We start from the raw sequence: 24671 nt of genomic DNA, 5'->3' as shown, positions 1-24671 counted from the left end.
TCTTCAAGCACTTTAATGTCGTGCAATAAACTGACAGAGGAGCCAAGTTCAATTATTGTTTCGGATCAATTTTACAAAACGCAATCAGATGCAGTTGCTGCTGTGTCGGCTGTTTACAGTACATTAAACAGCGACCCTGCAGGTGATTTCCCGCTTTATGGCCGAAACCTTAACCTCCTCATTGGGAATGGTAGTGACGACCAGGTCTACAGTCCATCGAATACTAATCCCGATGTGCGTGCCTTAGGTACCACTACCTATGTTGCGAGCAATGACAGGGTCAGAAAAAACTGGCAACAGCATTATTACGGGATAAGTAAGGCAAATATTGCCATTGACAATATTCCCAATATTCACTTTGATGAAACCTTACGTAACCGCCTGGTTAATGAGGCAAAATTCATCAGGGCACTATTATATTTTAACCTGGTGCGACTGCATGGTGATGTACCTTTGATCCTGCATGACCCAACCACTGTTGATGTCAATAGCCTCAAAGTGGCAAGGACCCCGCTTAATGAAGTGTACAGTCAAATTATCGCAGATCTCACTGATGCAACTAATTTGCCAAAGTCATACACCGGAGCCGACAAAGGCAGGGTAACATCTGGTGCAGCACATGCCTTGCTCGCAAAGGTATACGTAACCAGAAAGGATTGGACAAATGCAAAGCTTGAATTGGAATCTGTATTAACAACCGGAACTTTTCCGAATGCTACAGGCTCTTACGGGTATGACCTTTTCGCGAATTATAGGGATGCTTTCCAGAAGCCGACAAAAAATGGTAAGGAACATATCTTTTCAGTGCAGTATGAAACCAACCTGGGAGCAAAAAACAGTGCTAACTTTTTAAGTTCCGGTGATTTCAATTCTTACAACCCCGCGGTTTATGCCGGTGACCTTCCCGACGAAAGGCTGGTAGCTATTTTCGATACCACCGATACGCGCAGGGCAGTTTCCTTCTTCAATAAATTATTCAATCCTGCAAACAATACAATTGTTGATTTTGGTGCAGTTACACATTTTGGGAAATTCATAGATTTTACGCTTAATCCATTGACCAACCAGGGTCAAAGCGGTGTGAATTTCCCCGTATTACGATATGCAGATATTCTATTACTATACGCAGAAACATTGAATGAAATCAGCGGACCCACTGCCGACGCTTATGCGGCAATAAATAAAGTCAGGACCCGGGCTTACGGGGGTGTAGCGCATGATCTCGCTCCAGAACTTTCACAAGCTGAATTCAGGGATGCAGTTTTCCTGGAAAGGAGAAAAGAGTTCGTGCAGGAAGCTAACAGGTGGTTTGACCTGGTGAGAAGTGGAACATTGGTAGAGGCCTTGAAAAAAATTCCGGCCAAAGAACCCAATGTAAGTGATAAAAATTATTTGTATCCCATTCCACAAGTTGAAATTGACCTGAATCCGCTCTTAAAACAAAATCCAGGCTGGTAATTTCCTTAATACCAATACACAGATGAAGAGAATATTTTTTTTACTGATTGTTTTTTTTGTCTTATCAATAAATGGTCAGTCCCAGCTAAAGGCCGGTAATGGTATCATCACCATAACCGGTACGCGGTTGGTATATCCGATCATGCAGAGGTGGGCGGATGAATTCCATCTCCAACATCCGGAAATAAGGTTTCAAATCGGAGCTAAGTTGCCGGCAGATAGCATTGCATTGCAAATAGTTTCGCATAGCCTTGATCAAACTGACCTGGCAGGTGGAAAATCATATGTTGCCTTGGCAAGATACATACAACTGCCGATCGTAAATAGTAAAAGGAAGGACTTGGCGGAACTGTTATCACGGGGGTTTTCAGAAAAATCAATCAGCAATATTTATTTCACTTTAAATGCCACCGATAAACAAAATACACAAGAAAACCCTTTTAATGTGTATACAAGAAGCAAGCCTGCCTGCGCATCAATTTCATTTGCCCATCATTACGGTCATGAGCAAAAAGACATATCAGGAATTGGTGTTGCGGGAGACGATCGTGATTTATTGAATGCCGTCAAAACTGATGCTAATGGCGTTTCTTATAATAATCTTGGCTTTATTTACAATTTACAAAGCCGGAAAGTTACTGACAGCATTGCCATAATTCCTATTGATCTTGATGAAAACGGGGAAATAGATGCGTCTGAAAACATCTACAACACAATAGATGATGTACTTGCATTCCAGGAAAAAAATAACCATCCCAAAATCCCGGTAGAGTTTGTTTATGTATTGTATAAAAAAGATAAACCAAACAAAAGCCTGGAAGCATTTATACAATGGATACTTACCAAGGGACAGGCCTATAACCATGAATATGGATTCCTGACCTTAAATATCAGTGAACCAAAAAAATAGCCACCGGTGAATAAGTTACTATTTATAATATTTGGAGGATTTTGGTTGCAACCAGGATTTGCTCAACTGCCTAATTCAAAACCTAATATTGTATTCATATTAGCTGATGATTTAGGCTATGGAGATATTTCAGTAAATGGACAGCAAAAATTCCTTACACCAAATATCGACAGGCTGGCATTTAACGGTCTTAATTTCACGCAATTTTATTCCGGTGCTACGGTATGTGCTCCTTCCCGTTCGGCATTATTGACTGGCCTGCATACCGGGCATACCTATATCCGGGGAAATAAAGCAGCCTTTCCGGAAGGTGAAGAACCACTGGCAGGAGACATTATTACTTTACCGGAAATTCTGAAAAAAGCCGGATATATTACTGGTGCATTTGGGAAATGGGGTTTAGGTCCGGTTGGTACTGAAGGGGATCCCAATAAGCAGGGGATTGACCATTTCTTTGGCTATAATTCACAGGGACTTGCACACCGGTATTATCCTGATCACCTTTGGGACAACCAACAAAAAATTGAGTTGCAGGAAAATGAAGGTTTTAAAAAAACAATTACTTACGCACCAGATCTGATCCAGGAAAAAGCCCTGTCTTTTATTGCTAAACAATCTAACCGGCAACCCTTCTTTTTATTTTTACCCTATATCCTGCCACATGCAGAATTATTGGTTCCGGATGATTCTATCTTCCATACATATAAAGGCCGTTTTCCGGAAAAACCTTTTACTGGAAAAGATTATGGAGCAAATGCAATCGATGATGGTTACAGCTCCCAACCTTACCCACATGCCAGTTTCGCTGCAATGGTCAGCAGGCTTGATCTTTATGTAGGCCAGGTGGTTGCTGCTTTAAAAGCAAGAGGACTTGATAAGAATACCCTTATTATTTTTACCAGTGATAATGGGCCGCATATTGAAGGTGGTGCGGACCCCGATTTTTTCAACAGTAATGGCATCTACAGTGGAACCAAACGCGACCTATATGAAGGTGGGATACATGTTCCATTTATTGCAAGCTGGCCAGGCGTAATAAAGCAAGGTGGCAGCACTGATTTTGTTGGTGCTTTCTGGGATATCTTACCTACATCAGTTGCTTTGGCTAAGTCAAAATTTTCCGGACCAACAGACGGCGTTTCATTATTACCTGTTTTAACTGGTTCAGGTAAACAACAAAAACACGATTTCCTGTATTGGGAGTTTCATGAACAAGATGGTAAACAGGCCCTGCGACAACAAAATTGGAAAGCTGTAAAACTGAATGTTGATTCATTACCCAACGGCCCTGTAGAACTTTATGACCTGGCAAATGATCCGGGTGAAGTGAATAACCTGGCGGCAAAATTCCCCGAGAAAGTCACCGAATTAAACCAGCTTATGGACAAGGCACATAGGCCTTCCCTTTTATTTCCATTTAAATACGAAAAGAAACAATAATAGCATGAAAAAAACAACCCTAATATTAGCTCTTGTAACAGGGATGAGCATTAAACAATTACCAGCCATAGCACAAAATACGCAGCCCTACCAGGGGGTTGTTGGTAAAACATTAGCCGAATCAAAAGAATGGTGGGCACCCCCGGTAAAAGCACCGGCTGGCGCCCCTAATGTGGTTTGGATCTTGCTGGATGATGTCGGTTATGGTGCATCAAGCGCATTTGGCGGCCTCATCAATACACCTGTTTTTGATAGCCTGGCCAGCCAGGGATTACGGTATACAAATTTTCATACAGCCGCAATTTGCGCGCCTACGCGTGCCGGATTGTTAACCGGAAGGAATCACCACTATGTGCATGTCGGCGGATTTTCCCATACCATTTTATCCGCTGGATTTCCAGGTTATGATGGCAGGATTCCTGCAGACAAAGGCACTATTGCTGAAATTCTCCGCGAAAATGGCTACAATACTTTTGCTGTTGGAAAATACGGTGTTACTCCCGATGAAGAAGCCACTGATGCTGGTCCATTTGATCGATGGCCAAGCGGAAAAGGCTTCGACCACTTCTTTGGCTTCCTGGGTTCCCAAACCGACCAGTATGAGCCCGACCTTGTTGAAGACAACGCCCATGTAAAACCGGATGGCCGCCACCTCAATGAACAGATCACCGATAAAGCCATAAGTTATATCGCCCGGCAAAAAAAAGCCGCACCAGACAAACCCTTCTTTTTATACTATGCACCCGCAGCAGTCCATGCGCCGCACCAGGTAACCAAACAATGGAGCGATGCCTATGCCGGGAAATTTGATGAAGGCTGGGATGTTTACCGCGAAAAAGTGCTCGCCAACCAGAAAAAACTGGGCATCATTCCGGCAAATGCACAACTCCCCCCCCGTAATGCAAATTTGAAAGCCTGGAATAGTTTACCCGCCAATGAAAAGAAACTGTATGCGAAATTCATGGAAGTATTTGCTGGTTTCCTAACCTATACCGACCATGAAGTTGGCCGTGTTGTTAATTACCTGAAAGAAATTAACCAGCTGGATAACACCATCATTTTCCTGGTCATCGGCGACAACGGTGCCAGTAAGGAAGGCACATATACCGGGGCTATCAACAAGGGCGTTATGGGCAAAAGGCTTCCTGATGAGGAAGCAATCAAAGTAAACCTGGCTGAAATTGACGCTATTGGCACACCTCAGGGCAAACAAACCAATTACCCTTTGGGATGGGCCCAGGCCACCAACACACCATTCAAATTATGGAAGCAGGATGCACAGTCAGAAGGCGGCACCCGGAATCCATTAATCATTTTTTATCCAAAAGGCGGATTGGAGAAAGGCGGTATCAGGAAACAATACGGGCATGTAATCGATTTGTTACCAACTACACTGGATGTTACCGGGATAAAACTACCAGAACAGATCAAGGGCATTAAACAGGATACCCTGCAGGGCACTTCATTGTTTTATTCCCTGAAAGATGCCACAGCTGCTTCTCACCACACAAAACAGTACTACTATATTTTCGGTAACCGCTCCATTTACAAAGATGGCTGGAAAGCTGCGGCAACCCATCATCCGGATTACATAGATGTGACTGCACCTGGAAAAGATTCCCTGAATAATAGTTATGAAAATGATGTTTGGGAATTGTATAACCTGAATGAAGATTTTAATGAAAGGGTAAACCTGGCTTCTAAATATCCTGAAAAATTAAAAGAGCTGAAAGCACTTTTCGATAGTGAAGCGAAAACGAATAATATCTATCCCTTCATTGATTGGGATGATGTGTTCAAACGCAGGATCCACAAAACTTCAAATACTAAAACCTTCTAAATATACTGTCATGAATTTCCAGGACATCAAATTAATCACGAAGAAAATCATCGTTGGTATCCTCGTGTTTTTAGTTCCCTTATTGATATTTCTCGCCGGACTCTTCCTTGTACAAAATAGTTTACCATAAATTTTTACACATGAAACTTGAAAAAGACACAGCCCGAAAATTAACCAGGGATATCATCATCAGCCTGTTCATTTATGCACTGCCTGTTGTATTGATGTTATTGACCTTTTATGTAAACGGCCAAAGACCCTGGAAGGAAAAAACTACCGCAACAATTCTTAACAATCACTAAAACCCAAAACATGCTACATTATATCGAACTGATATTTAGAAACCTCAGTGTATGGGGACTACCGGTCCTGATGATCATTACCGGAATCGTTGAATTTGCACTCGGACTCTATGAAAACAAGTGGGATAAAAACGAACGCATACTGGATATCGTTTGTTTTGTAGTGCCAAAAATCGTGATCAGGCCAGCTATTGTATATTTCACATTATTGGCACTGCCTGCTTTATTACCGGGATTGAAAGGAATTTTTTCCTGGGTACCTTTTTTCTGGGGCTTCCTGATCATTGCAGTGGCAGATGACCTTACGCAGTATTGGTACCACCGCCTGCACCACCAGGTTCCCTGGCTATGGCGTTTCCACCGCACCCACCATTCCGCTCCATACATGGGAATGGCAATGGCCAGCCGGCAGAATTTATTGTACACAATTTTCTTCTCGCAAATTTACCTGACCGCCGCACTTACCTACCTGGGTCTGGGCTATGCAGCGATTTTTGTAACTGGCTTGAAATCCCTGATAACAACAGGAGCACATTCAAGTATCAAATGGGACAAACCATTCTATACTAAAAAATGGTTGCATCCAGTTGCATGGGTAATGGAAAGACTAATCTCAACTCCTGCAACACACCATGCCCACCATGCCGATACTACTGATGATGGTGTTGGCTATTATAAAGGGAATTTTGGCAACATGTTTTTTATCTGGGACGTGATTTTTAAGACAGGCATCATCACCCGCCAATATCCTTCAGGCTACGGAACCAAAAACTATAAAAAAGAAGAATGGTATGCACAGTTCCTATGGCCAATTTTTAAATCGAAAAAAGAAGGGAGTGAATTGTCTGCTGACGGACCAATGGTAGCCCAGGATCCGGTGGAAGAACCAGCGCTTAATTATAACATTACACGGGTAGCATCCTGAACAGGCAGAATATACTTACATCCTTGTATTGATTGCACTGCATATTTACGGCACCGAACATATGCAGTGCAATTTTATTTTGCCTTTTTTATAGTTGTTGCATTTTAAATGATTTCATTTCAGTAGAGCTGCTACTTGTTTTGAAATCCCTGAAAAAGAATGTACTCAGTGAGAAGTAAAATATATTGGATTTTAGTCCGGCATATGGCTTGATACCAGCCGCATCCACAAAATCCTGGTTATGGAATTCACTCAGGTAATATTTGAATTTTAAATTCACGCCATAGGGTCCCTGGACGCCAACCAGGAATCCATGCTGGAATAAATTTTCCCGGTTGCTGAAGAAGCCGGTTATTTTATCAATCTTATCTCCGCCATCGAAAGTTTTTTCCTTGTAGAAAACAGGCAACTCGACTTCATAGCCTGCATAAAAAAAAGTCCCATCCATATTTCCAATCTTGATACCAAGGGGTACCCCAAGATTGTATGACCTGAATTTTTTCTTATATGTTAAAACCTCTTGAGTATTGGTCTTATAATCACCATAAATATAGCCGACATTTCGAAAGGCCAAACCGGTAAAGAAACCGAATTTATTGCTGATATCAGCATGCATCCAGGTTTGTATATTGAACACCGGGGCGAAGCGCATAATTGAATTGCCATTATTTCCATTTTGCTCAATATTGGCAAAAGAAAATATCAATTCACCACCAGTTGTAGTATATATATCCTTCTGGGCAGAAGCATTACCAATAAATAATAATGCAACCAAAATTAATGCAATGAACTTTTTCATATTGCTGATCTAAATGATGAAAAATACCGCTAAAAAGTTTCAGAAGCGCCAAAGTAAACACCTGCCGATTTGTTACCAAACCCAAAATCGATCTGCAGGTTAGTCCTTGATTTTTTATCTACCATCATCCTGAGTCCAAACCCATATCCCGGGGCGAGATAATCAAATAATTTTTCTTCCCCTTCGGGTTTGGATGCTGTAGTTGCATTGAGGAAGAGCACACCCCCGAATATTCCGCCACAGGGCGAAATCGGGAACCTGTATTCAGTTTCTCCATAAACCATATTGGTTCCCCTGAACCTTCCCTGGGTATATCCCCTTCCACTTCTGCCCCGTTGGTCATAACCTAATGCAGGCAAGTTTAAATAGGGCATTTGACCTGCATCTGTGAAATTACCCATAAACCAGAAACTAATCAGGTGGCGGGGATTCAGGGAAGACAAACTATGGAAACTCCGCCACTCCAGGCTCAGCAGGTTTACCGTCTTTTTACTACCCAGGAATTCCGGGCTTATCCTATAATTAAAATTTGCAAAAACTCCTTTATAAGCATTTACCAGGTTATCCCTGGTGTCGTAAGTCATATTTATACTCAGACCGGAAACCAGGTATTCTTCTGTATCAAATCCATACTTCTTGCTATACAGGTAATGACTGGTATAAAGTGGTCGTAAAGTATCCAGTTTCTCATCATAAATATTTCTGAACCAATCGAGGTGGTACCCAAATCCCAGGTACAAGGATTTGCGCAGCCGCCAGGAAATAGTTTGGTGAAACCGGATATGATCATATTTCATGGGTTGCACAAGGGAATCATCACTTGCTTCCCATCCATTAATTCCATACTGGTAATTCAATGCCCCCCCTTCCGGAGTATTGGTTCCTAACCCGTATGTAGCCTGGGAAAATAAAAAATACCGCCAGTCCCCGGTCAGGAATAGCTTGTCATCTTTCAGGTAAATATTATTCTTTACCTGGAACATAACCTGGTCCTTGGTTGTTAGGGTTGCATTTCCGGAAATAATAGAATAAAGGCTCTCCGGTTTTTTCCCTCTAAAAGCATATTGCCCGGCTACACCAAATGCAAAACCGGTAGCAGGATTTGAACTGATCACTGGCACCAGAAACAGTGAACCTGTTTTATCTTTTCTCTCTTTAGGATGTTTTCGCCAGGAATTTATTACATCAGGAAGATCCTTTGGTGGACAAACTGTTAGCCGTGAAGTATCCTGAGCCATCCCCAGTATGGGATGAAGACTACAAATAAAAACAAGGCAAAAAGGAAGTATTTTATTCAATTGATTGCTATTAACTGAAATAAACTGGATTTCACCTTTACAAATCATCTTCACTTTAGAATAAACCATTATTCCAAAGTGAAGATGAAAAAATGGAATATGGGTTTTTCGCGCCCAATCCATCTGGTATGATTACAAATTACTGTTTTGTAGCGTCTTTAGCCTTTGTTTTGTCAAGTTCCTCAATAAACGGAATGGATTCCTGGATAGTCAGGCGGATATTGTTTTCAAGGTAATCTTCCAGCTGGAATAACTTAGAAGCCTGTTTTCCACCAATAACCTTAGACATACTATCAAAATATTTTTTCTGCAGTTTGGTATAATCACCAAGCCATTTCAGTTTCCTGTTCATCAGGCTGCTGGACTTAGCGTCATCCAACTTGTTATAATCATTTGCATAGCTTTCGATCAGGGCAATCCTCTCCCTACCCAGTGCTTTACGCTCACCTTCATATTGGTCATATAAATTCCAGAAAGCGGTTTTTTGGGCTTCAGGAATAGTCATATAGGCCTGTACCAGGTCTTTCTTTTCTTTTCCAAACATGGCCTGGATCATATCAACATCCTCTTTATTGGATTGACCAAAAGAAACAGCGGAAATCAGCAAAAAAGCAGAAAACAAAAGGAAATTTCTCATAATTGTTGTTTTAATAATAAATCAGTATGTAATAATTGCCTAATAAGGCGAAGTTGAAATTTGATCCATATATGGATTATGATCTTATTCAATATAAAATATGATTAATGTCAATTTTTCCAGGGTAAATTCATTTTAATATGAAAATAGTTAGGCTGTCCTGCATTAAGAATTATATTTATATTGAATGTAACTTACATCATCCCGTTTAACTAAATCAAAATAAATAGCAGTGTTTAAAAAGATCCTGAACATAAGATTCTTTATTTTACTTGGTGTGGCCTTTACCTTAATTAATGCACTGCTATTTATTATTGGTGGTGCATTAGAATCCATAAAGGGGTATATGATTTTTTACCAGTATGGTTTTGAGGAGGAAAAAAGTATCGGTATATACTTCCTGAAAGGATTAGATTTTTTTCTTGTAGGTATTGTTTTTATGATTTTCGCCTTAGGGATCATGAAAATTTTCACGCACGACCAAATTCCAGATGATAATTTGCCGGAATGGCTGAAAATTAAAAGTTTCAAAGAACTTAAAATCCTTTTGTGGGAAACCATATTACTAACCATGGTGGTTTTCTGCCTTACACTGATAAGAAGTTCTAAGGAGTCAATTAAATGGGATCTGTTGGTTTTACCGGCAATTATTTTGGTATTGACGGTAAGCTTTTACCTGGTGAAAGGTAAAAAGGAAGAATGATAAGGAACCCACTGTGCATTATTTGGCAGCCTAATACCCGAAAATTGATTTCCTTTTTTGGAGATAATAGTTCACTTTTTCCCTTTGGTTTAAATCCTGGTAAAGTGAAATTAAAGCGTTCAGTATTTGCGGGTCATTGCCATTTTTCTCCAGGTAAGTTTCAAGTGTTTTAACAGCCTGTCCTGACTCGCCTTTGGAATGTTGGGCAATGGCATAGGTATAGGTAAAGGAAGGATCAGCAGGATTCAATTTAAGGGACTTCTGCAAGGCGGTGAACCCATTTTTTTCATCATGGTTCCGGAAGTACCACAATCCAAGGGAGTAATATAATGTCCCATTCCGGGGGTCAACAGATAATCCGCTATCCAAATACTCTTTTGATTTTGCATCATTGCCCATCTCCCTGTACAGGTCAGCCAGGTTTGCATACAAGGCGGTGAATTTTGGGAAACGTTGTATACCCAGCAGGTATATCTGTTCTGATTCAACCATCCTTCCTGTTGCTGCTAAAACAATTCCCTGGTTCAGGTATCCTTCAGGCCGGTCACCCATCTTTCTTTGAATGGTCAGGTACTCTTCCAATACCTGGTTAAACCTGGTCCTGCTGTTCTGGTCAACCAGGTTGTAAAATGAAGACATGGCGTTCATTGCTTCTGTCCTGACGGAAAGCACCTTGTCGTTTAACATTGGTAATAGCAATGGCATCACCTCTTCAGGAGGCAAACCGGAAATCGCATGAATGGCATTTAACCGCAAATCAGGGTTATCACTTTGCAGTTTATTCTTTACTTCATCAATATTCCTTGGAGACAGGTACTGCCTGTATTGATCAAGCACCGTTGCTTTAATAATTGCAGGATAAGTTTCCGAGGAAATTAATTCATGCCATGCCTTTTCGCCGCCCTCTGCATTCTTAGACATAAGATACATCAACTCACCATAGGTCTGGTTCTTAGGCAATTTGTCTCCATACCATTGCAGGAAATATTTTTTCGTCCAGCTTACCGGTTCATTTGTATGGCATTTATTGCAGGCATTTGGAGTGCCTGTTTGCTCAGATAAATCCGGCCGGGGTATCCGGATACTGTGGTCCCGCCTGTCATCAACCCCCATATAGGTCGAAACGGGCATATGGCAATTGGCACAGCTGGCTCCAACAGAATTTTCCGCATGGTGCGTATGCCCTTCAACGTTAAACTTTTCTGGGGCATGGCAGGAAAAACAGGTTGCATTTCCAGGTGCCTTCAGTTGCATGGAGTGCGCATCATGACAGTTAACACAGGTTACTCCCTGCGCATACATTTTACTTTGCAGGAAGGAGCCATATTCATAATCTTCCTCTTTGATCTGTCCATCAATATAATAATTGGTAGCATTTATTGTAGATGGGATATGGGTCTGCAGGAATGATTGTCCGTGGTAATAATCATCACTCAACCGCGATGCACGGGCATGGCAGCGGGCACAGGTTTCAATTTGTGTATTATTAGACACAATTTTATCGGGGTAGGCTATTCCTTTCCCGGGATTAAATTTCCACTGTACATTACTGGACCTAAGGCTTACAGAAAAGCCTTTCAACGAATCCTTTCCTGTTTTTTGTTCAGCCCAGCCCAAATGACCTGAGGCAGGCCCATGGCAGGATTCACAGGAAACATCAGATTCGCCCCAGGTGCTTTTAAAACTGTGATTGCCGATTTCGTATTTCTTTACGTAATTGGTCGTATGGCAATCAGCACACATGTTGTTCCAGTTTTGATTGATATCCATCCAGAACAATTCATCGCCTGGTAGTATTTTATCCTTGCCATAAATATGGAACCATCGTTGACCGCCTTTTTCTTTTGGCCTGGTATCCCAGCAAAAAGGCAGGGTTTGAATCCGGCCATCGTCAAACTTAACCAGGTATTGTTGTAATGGTTTCCAGCCGAAAGTAAAATCCACTTTGAATTCCCTTTTATGTCCCAGGGAATCTTTTGTACGTACAAAGTATCCGCCCTCTTTCTGGTAAAAGAAACTGGTATCGCCAAAATAGATAAAATAACTATTATTGAAATTGCCTTTTACCGAACGGGGTAAGGCAGAATCCATGGCATGAAAATGGTCGGAACCAGTATAATTCGTGAATTCCTTAGCGTGACAAGATTGGCATTTTGCTGAACCTACATAGGTTTTCGGTGAAACCTCTTCTGGTTTTGTAGTTTCAACGCAGCAATAAAACAATACACCAATGAGCAGTACAAAAAAAATAACCGAAAATATCTTCATGGTATATTGCTGTTTATGTAAACTTAGAAATTGAACCCGAAACGGACAACAGGCCCAAATGTATCTATATTATACATGAACCTGCTTTCACCGCTTACGGTAGTATAATCAAGGCTTATTACCCGGTATCCGCCAGCAACCTGGAACAGTTTAGAAAACCGGTATCCGGCATATGCCTGTATTTGCCAGGCAAGGTCAGACCCAATACCAAAGCCACCGATTTCACCCCTCAACTGGTAAATAAATTTTTGGCCGGGTTTATTTTTTATTCTGGCAACTAACATAGGATCAAACCAGGTTTGGGTTAGTTCTTTGGCCTTGTTATTGGTACCCCCAACGATAGCATTTAAATTAATATTCACGCCGGAATTAACCGAATTAAGGATTCCCCCTATTCCCAATTCAAGCCAGGGGGTGAGCCTTTTCAGGCCTGCGATCTCCCAGGCAAACTGTTTGGCGGTAACATCGCCGCTATTGATTAAAGTGCCGGTTTTTACCTCCTGCTTAAGGTCCATGTATATAAAATCTGTCGCTATAGTCCATTTATCATTGGATGCTTCCAGGTTCAGCATCGCACCCATTTTCAGTTTACTGAAGATGTCGCCAGAGCTGGCATCTATGCTAACATCCGGCAGGTCACCCAGACCCACATTCCCGCTCATATTCGGAAGCATTAGGTATGGTTCAACCAGGAACGACCATTTGCTTTTTGGCTGTTCGTCCTGCTTGCTACCCTGCGCTGATACAACCGAGGTATTAGCTATTGCCAATAGTATGGCAAGCGCCACTGTCCTGATTATGAGCATATCATATTTCATTGATTCTTGTTTAAATATCAGTCAATTAAACTTTTGGGAGGTTATCCAGCTAAGGGTCTGAAGTTTATTCTTTACTAATAGTTGCAACAAGGATTAATGCTACTGTATAATTGAGTATCCTCCTCAATCATACTTTTTGGGTTAATGAAGTATTTGCCTTACCTCACAAGGAAACCCTGCTTTGTCATTTTATCAACCACAACATCGGCAATCATATTAACCGCCTTATCCAGTTTTTTGGGATTTTCGGTTTTTGTTGTACCAGTCCATAATAACTTATTCGGCTTTACTGAATAAAATGCAGTTTCTATATGGTATTTCTTATCTGTACTATAAGAACCTGGTGCGGAATAAACAGGAGCTGCATAACCAAAATACGTTCCGTAACCTCCATACATGCCAACGCCTACACTTACTGATGCACCGGGAACATAATAAGCCTGCTCTTCCACGCCTGCAAGGCGCATCAATAATATATGGGTAAAGCCTCCTTCAGCAATATATTTCTCTAATGCTTCCGGCTTTGCTTCCTTTATCATTTCCTTAGTTAATAACTTATAAGATTCAACTGCCGGGTTCTTAAATTTCTTCACGAGGTTATCCTCAATCACGGTGCGGGAATATTCATCTTTAACCAGGGCCACTACCAGGACCTTATTGCTGGGACTTGGGGTATAATGTGTGCCAATTTCAAACCACGACTTTTCAATTTGTGTTGTGGGTTGGCAGGCAGCTAAAGCACTTATTAAAATAACAGCAAATAATCTATTCATGTAATTACATTTTTGGGCAATATAACATTAATCCAACTTTAGTTGAAGTGAAACACAAAACCTATAATTCATCAGTATCTATTGAATAGCTATTCTACTGGAATTTCCTTACCGGCCATTTTAGCCTGTAAGTTTAGGAGTGGTTGCTGGGGTACCTTAAAAAATCCTTCGAGCGGTCGATCGAGTGTAGTAATTAAAATAAACATAGTAGTAAAGGATAAAGCCAGTAACAGCGATGCCAGTGATCGTCGGGATTGCACAATTGCCGTCTGGTAGCCAATTGAAAACATACCCAAAAAAAGAATTGCATAAAGCCCAAGCCATAAACCTAAAGGTGTTTTTGCCTGGAGCCCCCTGACAACCCGCATATCATGAATGTCCATCATTTCATTCAGTGCTTCAATATATAATGCAGCAACATCTGAGTTCATATCCTTACGGGCATTCACAACAGCCATATCCCATAACTCGGCCTGAATCCGGTCAGACTCTTTTAATGCTATTATAATCCTGGCTTTATCACCCGATTGAAAAGAAGATATACGAGTGTCAAGATATTCTTTCAAAAGCTTAACCGACTTTCCCCTGTCTGGTTCCGACATGAAATCTGACCTCAACCATACTTTGCTGATGGCAAGGGATTCTTCACGTACCAGGCCTTTACGGGCTTCAAAACGGTTATACAGGATCCCGAAAACGAATGCCAGCATAAATGCAAGCAAGCCTAATATAGCCCCTGAAATGACAGAAACCGGTGATTCCTTTTCTACCTCAATGCGTTTGTTGAGGTTATTTCCTAACCTATACCCAAGTTCAATGGAAAGCAGCACAGCGAAAATTGTTGCTGCTACAATTAGCCATAACGGCATGTCCTGGAATATCATTTATAAATCAATTTACCTTTAAAATTTGCGGTCGTTAAAATCAAAGGTAAAGATTGAGCGCTGGAAGTTATCCATTATTGATTTTAATCATATTATTTAGTGAAATAGATCATAACCCTGTTCAGTATTTAGATTCAAATTAGTTCAGGATTTTAAACCCTTTCCAGGTGACCGGGCCTTATTTAATAATACCAAGTCATTACCACCGGCCGGGTTATGAAAAAAAAAGCTTTTATGGGAAACGAAGCATTGAAAAGTACAACTTTCGAAAACACAAAATTAAATACCATTCCATTGAACTGGAAAGAGGTATACTACACCAATTGTCCTTTGGTTTCAGCCAGCAACGTTGACCAGGAACTGGGCTGGACGAGGGAGGAGTATAAGAAAATCGGTGTGAAATATGGTTTCTTACGTTCTGTTCGCGAAAACGACTGGTATCCACACTACATCCACAACCTTGATAACCTCATCCGTTTCGGTGGCTTATTCCCGCCTGTCCATGTCCAGGCTGATATCCGCAGGACGAGACTTCTTGGGGTAACACATGCACCACACGAAGGAGGTTGCATGATGGTGCGTTCCAGGGATAATATATACCTGATGAAGGACCTGAAAGGCAAGAAAATTGGTCTTTCCAAGAGTTTAAACCAGATCAAGAACGACTGGTGGCGCATCCAGGAGGAGCAGGGAATTGAACTTATGCTAAGGATGAACGGTATGACCCGCGCTGATGTTGAGATCGTGGAATTCCCCTATGCCGATGACTGGTATAACAATCCGGCTATGCTTGACCCAATGGAAAACCCTTCAGAATTGTGGCTCAAGCGTAACCATAAATATGACCTGGCTTTCCGCCCCCTTGAAACAGCGCTGTTGAATGGGGTAGTTGATGCGATTTACACCCAAAGCAAACCCTTCCAGCATCTTCAGGAAGCGACTGGTAAGATGAAGGCAATCGAGGATCTGTCAAGGTATCCGGACTGGACCCTGCAGGTGGCAAACATTCCCGCAGCTATTACCTGCACCGATGTGATGGCGGAACAACATCCTGAGTTGGTCATTACTTACCTGAAAGGCATGATCAAAGTGGGGCGCTGGGCCAACGAACATAAGCATGCAGCAGCAGCTATCCTTGACAAGCAGACATTTTATCTTGACGTAGAGGATACTTATGAGGGGATCAGGCATATCGACATGGTACCTAACCTGTCACCACAGAACCTGGCCTCCGTTGAGATCGGCAAGGACTTTATGCTGAGCCATGGCTACATCAAGAACGACTTCGATGTGCAAAAATGGGCTGCACCTGAATTCCTTGAGCAGGCAGCCAGGGAACTACTGGAAGATGAATGGAAGAAAAGAACTACATCAAAACTTCCTGAAACAGCAGCACCGCTGGCGTCAGGAACCAGATTGGGGTAGTCGGGTGTAAGTTTAAAGGAAGTTGAATTATTGCCCTTTTAAAATCATTTATTGGAACCCATCGATTATTATGGGTTCCAATAAATAATACCAAATATTATTAAAGAAAATAAGCGGAGGTTATGAACATGGCAGAACTTAACATTCCCTTAGAAAAACAAACGGCACCGGGGCTATATGTGACAGCTAAGGAAGCCTATGAACGTTGGAAAGCTGAACCCGGAATGGTAAAGGTCATTGATGTCCGCACCCCTGAAGAGTATCTTTTTGTGGGATTTCCTACCATGGCCTGGAAAATACCTGTTGCCACCCAATCTTACGAATGGGATACCATAAAGGGACAGTTTCCCATGAAACTCCTCCCCGATTTTGTATCACGTGTTCAACAGGTTGCAAAACCCGGCGACACGGTCATGGTTATGTGCCGTTCAGGTGGCAGAAGTGCAATAGCTGTTAACATGCTCGCCAAAGCAGGTTTTACAAAAGCTTACAACATCGTTGATGGCATGGAAGGAGATACGGTTAATGACCCGGCCAGTGTATTCAATGGCCAGCGGCTGAAGAACGGCTGGAAGAACTCAGGATGCCCCTGGTCTTATAAGCTTTCTCCCGAGCAAATGTTGCTACCTACAGTTCATTAATGCTGGAAATAATTCAAAAGGAACCTGATATGGCAAACGAAAAAAATAATTTACCTGGTGAAAAGCTACAATCGGCAATTGACAGTACCGCCATGGCTGTAGATCGTACAGTGATGGCCGCAGACAGGTCCCTGATGGCCTGGGTTCGTACCGGCCTTTCCCTGATCAGTTTTGGTTTCACCATCTACAAGTTCCTCGAAAATTCAAACAAGCAACTCTTAGCCGTTAGTAAGATTCCAGTTGACATTTCAGGACCGGAAGTGGTTGGACTTTTTATGGTTGGCATGGGCGTCCTATCTTTAATTATGGGGACTATTGAAAATGTGGAAACCATTATGCGTTTGCGTGGTCGGTATGAGTTCACTCGTACGAGGTATTCATTGTTTATGGCAGCCATCCTCACAATTTTCGGAATCGTTATTTTCCTGGGTATAGTGTTCCAGGTTAAAGGTATTAGGTAATAACCTTTGTAAACACATTTAAATACTTTGCAAAAACTATATAAACATGGAACTGAAAATACAGGTATTCACATTTCTCTTTCTGATGCTGGGCCCCTTTAAAATCATCGGGCCCTTTGCAAAGATCACCCAGAATGCAACACCGGCCCTCACCCGAAAGATCGCATTCCGTGCAATACTATTATCCACCATTGCCCTACTGTTAGCGGCCGTTATGGGCGAGAATATCCTGTCCAATTTTGGTATTCCTGTACCTATTTTAGCAATATCTGCAGGAATCATACTTTTCCTGGTGGCGCTTTTAAATATCATCCAGCAGTTTACGCCACATGAATTACAGCAGGAGCATGCTGCATCCATTCCGGACATGAGTGTAGCGTTGAATCCCCTTGCCTTCCCGACCATAGTTACACCCTATGGGATCGCAGCAGTCATCGTGTTTCTCGCACTTACCCCTGATCTCAAGAATAAAATAATTATTGGTGTTATAGTATTGTGTATAATGGCGCTTAACCTGGTAATCATGCTCCTAACCCGCCATATAGGCAAATTGCTTTTGGTCTTTCTTGCCTTATTGGGGGCAATTCTCGGTGTTGTCCAGGTAGCGTTGGGACTGCTGATCATCTACAATCAATTAAAGGAGCTATTGAAAGCCTGATGGTTTATAAAGGGCTTTACAGCTTTTCTTGTTCTTCCATCTAATTAAAGTCAAGTACCTTCGTATATACAGGTTTGTTGGATAACCACAGCTATTATGCCGACAGAAAAACTATGTTTTGGAAATGAAACTCCGACTGATTTGTTTAGGCCTCATTATCAGCCTTTGTACAGGCAATACCTGCATTGCACAAAATTCATCAGTGGAGTTCTGGCCCGAAACCGATATATGGTACAGGCTTAACCAATCCTGGCGGCTTTCAGCATTCATTCCCGTTACAAAATACAATGAGAGTAAGAACCTGGATTTAAATATTTATTTGCAGGCAGATTATGCCTGGGGAAAAACAAAACATTTAATCCTCAGGAGGCTTGTGGACGATATCAAGGCTCAGCAGATGAAAGGATGGCTGGCACGTGGCGGAATTATGGAGGGATGGAGCCTCGGTGAAAGTGCCGGTGAATATACTGAGGATATGGTTTTTGGGGAAATTCACAGGAGGACCCCGCTAAACAATGGGATTTTGCTATCTAATCGTTTTCGCACAGACCTTCGCTGGGTTGGACAGGATCCGGTATTCTCCTACAGGTTTCGTTACCGGGTTATGATTGAGAAAGAATATTTAACCGGGCGCAGGTCAATCGTCCCTTACGTGAATGCCGAACCATATTGGGATTCCCGCTACTCTACAATCAATCGGATCCGGTTAATTGGTGGTGCCACCGCTGCATGGGGATCGCGCTTTGCCTATGAGGGAAATATAACCTATCAGTACGATTCTCATTACAATACAGAAAACCTTTATGCCTTAAATATTATAGTGCACGTATTCTTTGAAACAAAACATTCCAAAAATAATAAGTGAGATTAATTTGGTGGAAAGGTTTTCCAAATACTTGTTTCGCGTTGATTCCATTTTGTACTTGTATGTCTCAGGGCTTGTCTCCCAGTACCTGTGCACCGGCCCTTGCGGCCCGGGCAACTGCGCCATTCAGGAACTGCATCGGCAGGTGTAATCGCATACCCCAGGCTGTTTCATTATGGCCGGCATCCGGAAAGCTCAGGTGTAATAAGTTCCGGCCATATTTCCACCCCCGTGAAACCAGGGCCATTGCCATAGCCATTGTCACTTCATAGTTATCACCTGGCCATCCGCTGTCAAGGTAAAATGCCACATCCCGCTGAGGCTCATTCAATACACGCTCTATGAGGTCGTCCTGGAAAGAAAAGGTACTCGACATACATACAGCCGTTCCAAAGATTTCAGGGTATTGCCAAACTGTATAAAAGGAAACAACCCCACCAAGGGAAGACCCCCAAACGGTACGAAACCGGCGGTGGTTACCTATGCGAAGCAGGCGTTGCACTTCTGGTACGATCTCTTCGGCAAGCGACTGGCCATAGGCTGCATAACCCGGGGCAGTAAATTCCTGCATCCGGTCGCCGGAGCGGATGCCAATAATGATGAAGTCCTCAACTGCACTCATTGCCCGCAATGTATGGCTGGTTCTTTCAACTTTCCAATCCTGGCCCTGGAATGCTTCCTCAGGAAAAAAGAGGTTCTGGCCATCCTGCATAAACGCCACCGGGTAGGTGGCCAGGGTATTTTCATGGTAACCTGGTGGAAGGTATATCCGGAGGTAGTGGGTTCGGTTAAGTATTTGCGATGGAAATTCTACCAACTGCGAGAATTCCCCATTGTCTTCACCGAAAAAGAAAGGGTACAAAATGCGCTGGTCTTTTTCTTCCATTAAAAGCAGGTTATTATTGCCCACAGACCAGTGAAGTGTACTATCATCAACCAGGCAGGCTTTGAAGTAAAGGAATGGCAGGCTGGCGGCTATTTCAAAAGTGGAAGTGTTACCATCTTCACTTATGTACACCGGCTCAATGTCTTCATCCCAGTCTTGTTCTGTACGCAGCACCATTCGCCCCTTGCCTGCCGGATAGGCGACTCGCAGGGTTCTTTTCAGGAGGCCGGAAGTTGAATATATACCTTCCGTTTTTTCCTTTTTCTGCTTTTTCCCCTTTTTGTCTTTTTTTTCTTTTTTGTCCTTTGGCATATCCTAATGTTATTGTGGCAAAGTGGTCAGCACAACGTTATAATAAAACTGATTTCAATATCAGGCCAGCAATTACTGCCGCTGTTGTACTAACAATGCCAGGCAGCATGAAACTATGGTTCACGACATACTTTCCAATACGTGTTGTTCCTGTCCGGTCAAATTGAATAGCTGTTAACAAGGTGGGATATCCTGGCACAAAAAAGATACCATTTGTTGCCGGAAAAATACCAATCAGGTAGGCAGGCGACATCCCTAGTGACAGGCCTAGTGGCATCAGTGCTTTTGTTGTTGCAGCCTGGCTGAATAGCAAAATACTCAGCGCAAACAAGGCTATCGCAAAAGCCCAGGGATAAGCAGTAACCAAATCACCCAGGGTATTTTTGATTACCTCGTAATTATTGTCCATAAATGTACTGCTCATCCACACCACGCCGAATACCGCGATCGTAGCCTGGCCTGCAGACATAAAAAGGCTGGCTTTGGTTACCTGTGCGGCAGTGGTATTTGCAAGGAGTATAATCAACCCGGCCGCTGCAAGCATGACCATCATAATCATGGAAGGCATTTGTAATTTCCCGGCAGCATTAACAGCAAAGCCCGGTACAAAACCTTCCTTGCCTGAGAATTGTGGAAGTAATGAAGGAAAGGAACCTAACAAAACAACTGCTAACACACCCAATGCAAAAATGATGACCGACTTAATTGCACCTGGTTTAAAGGTAGCTTGTGCATTCTGATCTACTTCCGGATCCAGGTTTTTTACAAATGCCGGATCTTTCATGCGCTCCCGGAATTCCGGGTCTTCACTTAATTCCTTTCCTCTTTTTAATACAAATAAAATTCCAACAATCACACCAATCAGCGTTGAAGGAATACATACCATCAGAATGTCTGTCAGTTTAACTCCACTTGCTGTCAATACGGTTAGTAAGGCTGCGGTCGCGGCTGATACCGGGCTGGCCGTAATGGCAAGGTGGGCCGCCATAACACTCATGCTCAGTGCACGTTCCGGCCGGATCCGTTTTTTGATGGCCACTTCAGCGATAATCGGCATGATGGAATAGGATATATGTGCAGTTCCGGCAAAAAGTGTAAAAAAATACGTTACCAATGGCCCAAGGATAGTGATTTGCTGCGGCCTGCTGCGAAGCAACTTGCCTGCAATGCTAACAAGATATTCCATGCCACCTGCTGCCTGTAGAGACGCTGCTGCCGTTACAACACTTAAGATAATCAGCATCACTTCAAGCGGAGGGTCTGAAGGTTGCATTTTAAAAATGAAGATCAAAAGAAGCAGGCCGATCATACCCATAACTCCCAAACCTATACCCGACATGCGCGAACCTATGAAAATGCAAACCAGAACTATGGCAAGTTGAATGAATATCATTGGAAAGTTGTTTAATATTTAATTATATCAAAACAATCGACCATCCATAAGGTACAATAAGTTTGATACTTTCTGAAAGTATTCCGTAATGTATAAAGTTGAATCAGAATATATTAATGATCTATGACCTTTGTCAGTCAGGTCATAGATAGAAAATGAAATACTGTAATGAACACTCATAATTCAGTTTAACAAATTGGAAATGTTATCAGGATTCTCCGGTTTCGCTCCTGCCAAACAAATAATTATGCGCCAGCGAAAGCATTCCGCCTGATATAATTTTTGCATCATATCCATGTTGTGTCAGAATCCTGGCAGCAATATATGCGCGCTGGCCGGAACGGCAAATGACATGTATTTCGCGATCTTTGGGAAGTTCGTTGATTCGCGCCCGTAAATCATCCAAAGGGATATTGATGGCGCCCGCGACATTTTCCACAGCAAGTTCGATGGGATGCCGCACATCCAGCATGAACCCGGATTTCGCCTCTTTCCAGTGGCTGATTTTCATATCACCCCTAAGGATATCGGCCGCAACCATTCCCGCAAAGTTCATGGGATCTTTCGCACTACCAAAAGGAGGTGCATAGCAAAGTTCGGCTTCTTCCAAATCGTAAACAGTTCCACCCATCTGGAGTATGGCAGCAAAAACGTCTATCCGTTTTTCTACACCATCCAATCCAAGTCCCTGGGCACCAAGCAACCGACCATCCGATTTCCGGAAAATAACTTTTAGGGCAATGGGTTTGGCTCCCGGGTAATACCCTGCGTGTGAATTTGGATAGAGATAGATTTTTTCATAATCAGCATCCCCCCTACGGATCAGCGTTTTTTCGCTCACACCTGTCCATGCAGCAGTTGCCCCAAACAAACCGATAACGGAGGTTCCCTGGGTTCCCCTGAAACGGGAGTTGCGTCCGGCAATCACATCAGCGGCAATACGGCCCTGTCGGTTTGCAGGCCCGGCAAGCGCCACGAGGCTCCACTCCCCGGTAACAAAATCCTTCACTTCAACGGCATCACCAACAGCGAGGATATCCGGATCACTGGTAATCATCTGTTCGTTCACCCTGATTCCACCTCTTTCCCCAATTTCCAGTCCTGCCAGTTTTGCCAGTTTTGTATCCGGCCGCACGCCAAGGGCGAGGATCACTACATCTGCCGGATAGGTTTTTCCGGATTTGGTCTCTACATTTATTGTACCCTTATCAGCCTGCTTAAAACCAGCCACACCATCTCCTAAAGCAAGGTGGACACCATGTTTTTTCAGGTAGAATTCCACCACACTGGAATGTTCTTTATCAATCGGTGGCAATATCTGGTCGATCATCTCAACCAGTGTTACATCAAAGTCTTTATGAACAAGGTTTTCCACCATCTCCAGCCCGATGAATCCACCACCGATTACCACAGCCCGTGGTTTTGGCCTCAGGGTCTGGAAGCCGGAATACCGGTATATACCTGCGAGAAATGGATTGCCTTTTTCTATCCACTCAACTATTGCTCTTGCGTCTGGCACCGTGCGGACGTGAAAAATTCCCGGAAGGTCTATGCCCGGCAATGGAGGGCGCACAGATACTGCACCTGGCGAAAGCACCAGTTTATCATATGTTTCCGTGTATTCTTCACCGGTAGCCAGATTGCGTATTTGCACCTTTTTTTCTCCCGCTGAAATACCAGTCATTTCGGTATTGGTCCGTACATCAATATTAAACTGCCCGCGAAACGTCTGTTCATTGGCAACCAGCAGGCTGGATTCTTTTTCAATTACACCTCCTACATGATAAGGCAGCCCGCAATTCGCGTAGGAAACATAGGGCCCCCGCTCCAACATCAGGATTTCAGCTTTTTCATCAAGCCTGCGCAATCGTGCTGCACATGAGGCACCTCCGGCAACTCCGCCAACGATGATAACTTTCATATTTTTTATTTGAAGATTTACAAATTCAGCCCGGTTAAATAGTTATTAACTGGAATTGAAGCTTAAATATGCCAGGAAAAAATGACCTGAATATAAAAAAAACCGTCTCCAAAATAAGGGTGACGGTTTTTTCATATAATCAAAGTATTCCCCTTATTGATTCATCAATTCCCAAAGCTTAATAAGATTAGGATTCAGTATTATTTCGATACGACGGTTTAAAGTTCTTCCTTCCTTGGTATCGTTGGTGGCAACAGGCATGTATTTGCCTCTACCTGCAGACAATAACCTCGTTGGATCAACTGAATACTTGTCCCTGAATACACGAACAATGCTGTTTGCCCTTTCAGTACTCAATGACCAGTTGTCCTCAAAACGGGCTGTGTGAATTTTTTGAGTATCTGTATGTCCGACAACATATATCTGTACTTTGGGATAATCGTTCATGATTGAAGCCAAAGCAGACAATGCATTTTTGGATGATTTACTAAGCGTTGCAGATCCCGGTGTAAATAACATTTTTTCAGGCAGGTTAATATGCAATAAACCTTCTTTATAGCTTACTTCCATGCCAGAATCTATAAGGGCGCTAAGTCCTGAAACTAGTTTATCCCGGATTTCTTCCATGGATGTACCTTGTTCTGCAAGGGCTGCATTTAATCTTGCTTCCCTCATTTCCGCATTTGCCTTAATATGCTGGTATTTTGCCGCATCCACACTTAATGTAGCATTCTGGCTTGTTAAATCGGAAACCTGCTTATTAAGTTCAGCGATCTTGTCATTGGCGCCTTTTAAATTATTGTCGCAGGATGTTAATTCAGTCTGGAGTTTTTGCGACTGTGCCTCTGCGCTTTTGTATTTCTTACTGGAAACACATGATGTAAACGCAATTGCCAATACGATAAGAATACTGGCCGTGAACTTTGATTTCATAATTGTTGTTTTTATTTGTTGAATTATTTTTTCGTTTTGAGTCCTTGCTCAGAGAAAATATATTTAAAATTAAAAGGCATTATCATTTTATAATTATGACTTTACTCATTTCAATTACTGA

23 protein-coding genes are annotated in these 24671 nt (G+C 42.5%); 12 read left to right on the top strand and 11 right to left on the bottom strand.

Going from position 1 to position 24671, the window contains the following annotated elements:
• Positions 1-15 precede the first annotated feature (15 nt).
• The 6 genes from LAQ65_RS03115 to LAQ65_RS03090 all read left to right on the top strand — a co-directional run bounded on the left by LAQ65_RS03115 (position 16) and on the right by LAQ65_RS03090 (position 6875).
• The gene (locus LAQ65_RS03115; protein ID WP_224115475.1) at positions 16-1458 is read left to right on the top strand and encodes a RagB/SusD family nutrient uptake outer membrane protein; all 1443 of its coding nucleotides are present in this window, start codon (positions 16-18) and stop codon (positions 1456-1458) included.
• A gap of 22 nt (positions 1459-1480) precedes the next feature.
• Positions 1481-2368 (top strand): hypothetical protein, encoded by an 888-nt coding sequence (locus LAQ65_RS03110; RefSeq protein ID WP_224115474.1) that lies wholly within the window; start codon positions 1481-1483, stop codon positions 2366-2368.
• Between the two features lie 6 nt (positions 2369-2374).
• Positions 2375-3808 carry an arylsulfatase gene (locus tag LAQ65_RS03105; RefSeq protein WP_224115473.1) on the top strand — a complete coding sequence of 478 codons (1434 nt, stop codon included), beginning with the start codon at positions 2375-2377 and terminating at the stop codon, positions 3806-3808.
• 4 nt (positions 3809-3812) lie between these two features.
• Complete coding sequence (locus LAQ65_RS03100) at positions 3813-5648, top strand: arylsulfatase (RefSeq protein WP_224115472.1); 1836 nt, start codon at positions 3813-3815, stop codon at positions 5646-5648.
• A gap of 140 nt (positions 5649-5788) precedes the next feature.
• Positions 5789-5950, top strand: a complete 162-nt coding sequence (locus LAQ65_RS03095) for a hypothetical protein (RefSeq protein ID WP_224115471.1) — start codon at positions 5789-5791, stop codon at positions 5948-5950.
• Positions 5951-5960: 10 nt separating this feature from the next.
• Positions 5961-6875: a sterol desaturase family protein gene (locus LAQ65_RS03090; RefSeq protein WP_224115470.1), complete on the top strand. Its 915-nt coding sequence runs from the start codon at positions 5961-5963 to the stop codon at positions 6873-6875.
• 88 nt (positions 6876-6963) lie between these two features.
• Here the strand turns inward: LAQ65_RS03090 and LAQ65_RS03085 are convergent, their stop codons facing one another.
• The 3 genes from LAQ65_RS03085 to LAQ65_RS03075 all read right to left on the bottom strand — a co-directional run bounded on the left by LAQ65_RS03085 (position 6964) and on the right by LAQ65_RS03075 (position 9609).
• The gene (locus tag LAQ65_RS03085; RefSeq protein WP_224115469.1) at positions 6964-7674 is read right to left on the bottom strand and encodes a hypothetical protein; all 711 of its coding nucleotides are present in this window, start codon (positions 7672-7674) and stop codon (positions 6964-6966) included.
• 29 nt (positions 7675-7703) lie between these two features.
• Positions 7704-9041: a BamA/TamA family outer membrane protein gene (locus LAQ65_RS03080; protein ID WP_224115468.1), complete on the bottom strand. Its 1338-nt coding sequence runs from the start codon at positions 9039-9041 to the stop codon at positions 7704-7706.
• A 70-nt stretch (positions 9042-9111) separates the two neighbouring features.
• A complete protein-coding gene (locus tag LAQ65_RS03075; RefSeq protein WP_224115467.1) occupies positions 9112-9609 on the bottom strand; it encodes a hypothetical protein in 498 nt (165 codons plus the stop codon).
• 232 nt (positions 9610-9841) lie between these two features.
• On the opposite strand from LAQ65_RS03075, the gene LAQ65_RS03070 reads away from it, so the two are divergent.
• Positions 9842-10312, top strand: a complete 471-nt coding sequence (locus tag LAQ65_RS03070; RefSeq protein ID WP_224115466.1) for a YqhA family protein — start codon at positions 9842-9844, stop codon at positions 10310-10312.
• A 30-nt stretch (positions 10313-10342) separates the two neighbouring features.
• Here LAQ65_RS03070 and LAQ65_RS03065 read toward each other — a convergent pair whose 3' ends face one another.
• The 4 genes from LAQ65_RS03065 to LAQ65_RS03050 all read right to left on the bottom strand — a co-directional run bounded on the left by LAQ65_RS03065 (position 10343) and on the right by LAQ65_RS03050 (position 15055).
• Positions 10343-12580: a multiheme c-type cytochrome gene (locus LAQ65_RS03065; protein WP_224115465.1), complete on the bottom strand. Its 2238-nt coding sequence runs from the start codon at positions 12578-12580 to the stop codon at positions 10343-10345.
• A gap of 23 nt (positions 12581-12603) precedes the next feature.
• Positions 12604-13398: a hypothetical protein gene (locus LAQ65_RS03060; protein ID WP_224115464.1), complete on the bottom strand. Its 795-nt coding sequence runs from the start codon at positions 13396-13398 to the stop codon at positions 12604-12606.
• Positions 13399-13556: 158 nt separating this feature from the next.
• Positions 13557-14171, bottom strand: coding sequence for a hypothetical protein (locus tag LAQ65_RS03055; RefSeq protein WP_224115463.1), 615 nt, complete (start codon positions 14169-14171; stop codon positions 13557-13559).
• A gap of 89 nt (positions 14172-14260) precedes the next feature.
• A complete protein-coding gene (locus LAQ65_RS03050; RefSeq protein WP_224115462.1) occupies positions 14261-15055 on the bottom strand; it encodes a bestrophin-like domain in 795 nt (264 codons plus the stop codon).
• Positions 15056-15289: 234 nt separating this feature from the next.
• Here LAQ65_RS03050 and LAQ65_RS03045 point away from each other — a divergent pair, with 234 nt between their 5' ends.
• From LAQ65_RS03045 to LAQ65_RS03025, 5 genes are all read left to right on the top strand, one after another.
• A complete protein-coding gene (locus tag LAQ65_RS03045; RefSeq protein WP_224115461.1) occupies positions 15290-16480 on the top strand; it encodes an ABC transporter substrate-binding protein in 1191 nt (396 codons plus the stop codon).
• 122 nt (positions 16481-16602) lie between these two features.
• Positions 16603-17121, top strand: coding sequence for a rhodanese-like domain-containing protein (locus tag LAQ65_RS03040; RefSeq protein WP_224115460.1), 519 nt, complete (start codon positions 16603-16605; stop codon positions 17119-17121).
• Positions 17122-17150: 29 nt separating this feature from the next.
• Positions 17151-17582: a YidH family protein gene (locus LAQ65_RS03035; RefSeq protein ID WP_224115459.1), complete on the top strand. Its 432-nt coding sequence runs from the start codon at positions 17151-17153 to the stop codon at positions 17580-17582.
• A gap of 46 nt (positions 17583-17628) precedes the next feature.
• Positions 17629-18240 (top strand): MarC family protein, encoded by a 612-nt coding sequence (locus LAQ65_RS03030; RefSeq protein WP_224115458.1) that lies wholly within the window; start codon positions 17629-17631, stop codon positions 18238-18240.
• Positions 18241-18364: 124 nt separating this feature from the next.
• Positions 18365-19105 (top strand): hypothetical protein, encoded by a 741-nt coding sequence (locus tag LAQ65_RS03025; protein WP_224115457.1) that lies wholly within the window; start codon positions 18365-18367, stop codon positions 19103-19105.
• 67 nt (positions 19106-19172) lie between these two features.
• On the opposite strand, the gene LAQ65_RS03020 is transcribed toward LAQ65_RS03025, so the two are convergent.
• The 4 genes from LAQ65_RS03020 to LAQ65_RS03005 all read right to left on the bottom strand — a co-directional run bounded on the left by LAQ65_RS03020 (position 19173) and on the right by LAQ65_RS03005 (position 24550).
• Positions 19173-20303: an alpha/beta hydrolase gene (locus LAQ65_RS03020; RefSeq protein WP_224115456.1), complete on the bottom strand. Its 1131-nt coding sequence runs from the start codon at positions 20301-20303 to the stop codon at positions 19173-19175.
• A gap of 37 nt (positions 20304-20340) precedes the next feature.
• Positions 20341-21696 (bottom strand): anaerobic C4-dicarboxylate transporter family protein, encoded by a 1356-nt coding sequence (locus tag LAQ65_RS03015; protein ID WP_224115455.1) that lies wholly within the window; start codon positions 21694-21696, stop codon positions 20341-20343.
• A gap of 208 nt (positions 21697-21904) precedes the next feature.
• Entirely contained in the window at positions 21905-23617 is a 1713-nt protein-coding gene (locus LAQ65_RS03010; protein WP_224115454.1) for an FAD-dependent oxidoreductase, read from the bottom strand.
• Between the two features lie 153 nt (positions 23618-23770).
• Entirely contained in the window at positions 23771-24550 is a 780-nt protein-coding gene (locus LAQ65_RS03005) for an OmpA family protein (RefSeq protein ID WP_224115453.1), read from the bottom strand.
• Between the last annotated feature and the right edge of the window lie 121 nt (positions 24551-24671).

Origin of the sequence: Flavihumibacter profundi, from assembly GCF_020076305.1 — a bacterium.
GTDB lineage: Bacteria > Bacteroidota > Bacteroidia > Chitinophagales > Chitinophagaceae > Flavihumibacter > Flavihumibacter profundi.
The sequence above is the reverse complement of the archived record's forward strand: the minus strand, read 5'-3'. Positions and strand labels throughout refer to the sequence as shown.